The 2,727-nt window shown below is 66.8% G+C and carries 3 protein-coding genes; 1 reads left to right on the top strand and 2 read right to left on the bottom strand.

All coding sequences use genetic code 11. From position 1 onward, the window contains the following. The first annotated feature begins 247 nt into the window (after nucleotides 1–247). Entirely contained in the window at nucleotides 248–685 is a 438-nt protein-coding gene (locus tag PGX04_RS26815; RefSeq protein WP_273741280.1) for a universal stress protein, read from the top strand. Between the two features lie 66 nt (nucleotides 686–751). Here the strand turns inward: PGX04_RS26815 and PGX04_RS26810 are convergent, their stop codons facing one another. Further along, nucleotides 752–1,933: a CaiB/BaiF CoA transferase family protein gene (locus PGX04_RS26810; RefSeq protein WP_273741279.1), complete on the bottom strand. Its 1,182-nt coding sequence runs from the start codon at nucleotides 1,931–1,933 to the stop codon at nucleotides 752–754. A gap of 43 nt (nucleotides 1,934–1,976) precedes the next feature. Further along, on the bottom strand, nucleotides 1,977–2,727 hold a 751-nt coding region (locus tag PGX04_RS26805; protein ID WP_273741278.1), incomplete at its 5' end, for a gamma-glutamyltransferase.

The following is a 2,727-nucleotide window of genomic DNA, read 5'->3' as shown; positions in this document are numbered from 1 at the left end:
GAGGGGCGCGTCGGGCTGAAAACCGGCCGCGGCGTCTACGACTGGGAGGCGACGGATCGCGACGAGGTGACCGCCGAGCGGGATCAGCGCCTTCTGGATCAGCTCGAGGTCTATCGGGCTGCAAGCGACCCGCCAGAGACGACCGGCGATTCGGAGCCGTCGACCCGCGACCCGTGACGCCGTAGCCGCCGACAGTCGGCCCCGCGAGTACGATTATATGGCTAGGGTCCCAATTTGAAGGAGAGCCATGTACCACATCGTTATCCCGATCGACGAAGACGGGACGCGAGCGGCGACCGCAGCACAGTTCGTCACGCACCTCGGTGACGAGTCGGGGCTCGGCGCGGACCTCGACGACCTCTCCGTTACGGTCGTGAACGTGTTCAAGGAGTTCAAAGCGATCGACGACGGCGGAAACGTCCGGTCCGAAGACCTCTACGACGAAGACGAGTTCCCCGAGTCGGTCGAGAGCGCCCGGGACCGGCTGGCCGAGGCGGGCGTCGAGGTCGACCTCGTTCGCCGCCACGGCGATCCCGGCACCGAGATCGTCGAGTACGCCGAGGAGGCCGACGCCGATACCATCGTGATCCCGGGTCGGAAGCGGTCGCCGGTCAGCAAAGCGGTGTTCGGCAGCGTCACTCAGGACGTCATCCTCAAGGCCGATCGTCCGGTCACGATCGTTTAACGGCGGGACCGGACCCCTCGCGCCGGCGCATCGGCGGTCCGGCGCCCGCGGTCGAGCGAGCCGGAATCAGACGACGTCGTTCTCCCGAAGCCGCTCGCGCTCGGTCTCGTCGTAACCAAGTTCGGCCAACACCTCGTCCGTGTGTTCGCCGAGGCGCGGCGGCGGGCCGCTCGTATCGGTCTCGAGCGAGGCGAAGTTGGCGGGATTGCCCGGCGACTTGAACGTCCCCAGGTCGGGGTGTTCCATCTCCGCGATCATGCCGCGCGTCTCGATGTGCGGATCGTCGACCAGCGTTTCGACGTCCCGAACGGGCGTACAGGGGACGTCCTCCGCCCAAAGGATCGCCATCCACTCGTCGGTCGTCCGCTCGGCGAAGATGTTGTCGAGCGCGGGGTCGAGTTCGTCCCTGTTCTCGACGCGATCGGTGAACGTCGCGTAGCGCTCGTCGTCGATCCACTCCTCGCGATCGATCGCCCGGCAGAGCTTCGGCCAGATGTGTTCGCTGACGACGCCGACGACGACGTGCGAGTCGGCGGTCTCGAACGCCTGGTAGGGCATGAGGCTCGGATGGCGCGTGCCCATGCGTCCGGGGTTTTCGCCCGTCGCGAAGTAGTTCGAGACGTGGTAGCCCAGAAACTGGAAGCTCGCGTCCAGCAGCGAGACCTCGATGTACTCGCCTTTTCCAGTTCGTTCGCGGTGGTACAGCGCCGTGAGGATCGAGTAGATCGCCGTCATGGCGCCCGCCAGATCGCAGATGGAGACGCCGATCCGCGCCGGCTGATCCTCGGTGCCCGTGACGCTCATCATACCGGATTCGCCCTGCAGAATGATGTCGAAGGACTTCCGATCGGCGTAGGGACTGTCCCGCCCGTAGCCGGAGATGTCGCAGTAGACGAGGTCGTCGGTGACCGCCGAGAGCGTCTCGTACTCGGCGCCGAACGCCGCCTCCTTTCCGGGCGAGAAGTTCTGGACGAAGACGTCCGCCTCCTCGACCAGGTCGAGGAGGACCGCCTGCCCCTCGGCCGTCGTGAGGTCGAGGCTGACGCTGCGCTTGTTCCGGTTCGTGCTGACGAAGTACGCGGAGAGTTTCTCGCCGTACTGCGGCGAGTAGGTCCGCGTGAGGTCGCCGTGGCCCGGCCGTTCGATCTTGATCACGTCCGCACCGAGGTCGCCGAGCGTCTGGCCCGTGAACGGACCGACCAGCGCCTGGGTCGCGTCGATGACGGTAACGCCCGCTAATGGTTGCATACTCCTGATAGCGTGCCCGGCGAAAGGATATAGTTTGTGCAGGTCAGAAGCCGATCGCCGCACCGTCCTTTCGGGGATCGGTCCCGCCGGAGAGCACGCCGTCGGCGTTGCGCGCGATCTGCCCGCCGCCGAAGTGCGGCGGCGGCATGACGCGAACGTCGTGGCCGCGCCGGGCGAGTTTCGTCAGCAGCGAGCCGTCGAACCGCCCCTCGACGGCCAGTTGGCCGTTCGTCTGGTATCGCCAGCGCGGGAAGTCGAGCGCCTCCTGAATCGACATCCCATCGTCAAGGAGATTCATCAGCACCTGGACGTGGCCCTGCGGTTGCATGTAGCCGCCCATGATGCCGAACGCGGCCCAGTCGTCCTCGTCGAGCCGAGCGACGCCGGGGATCAGCGTGTGGAACGGCCGCTTTCCGGGTTCGAAGCGGTTCGGGTGGTCGGAATCGAGCGAGAAGGAACTGCCCCGGTTCTGCAGCGCGATGCCAGTGTCGCCGGCGACGACGCCGCTGCCGAAGTCTCTGAACCGGGAGTTGATGTACGAGACGACGTTCCCCGCGTTGTCGGCGACCGTCAGCAACACGGTATCGGCGTCCTCGGCGCGGTCGTTCGGGAAGCCGACCTCGACGTCGGCCGTCGCCTCGGCGTCGATCTCCGTGGCGCGGTCGGTCGCGTAGGATTTCGACGCGAGGTCGGGAACGTCCTCGAACTCGGGATCGGTGACGTGGTGGAGGCCGTCGGTCAGCGCGCGCTTCGTCGCCTCGGCGGCGAGGTGAACCCGCTCGAGCGAGCCGGGC

The organism is Natrinema soli (assembly GCF_028618695.1).
Note: the sequence above shows the minus strand (reverse complement) of the source record. Positions and strands in the feature narration are given on the sequence as shown.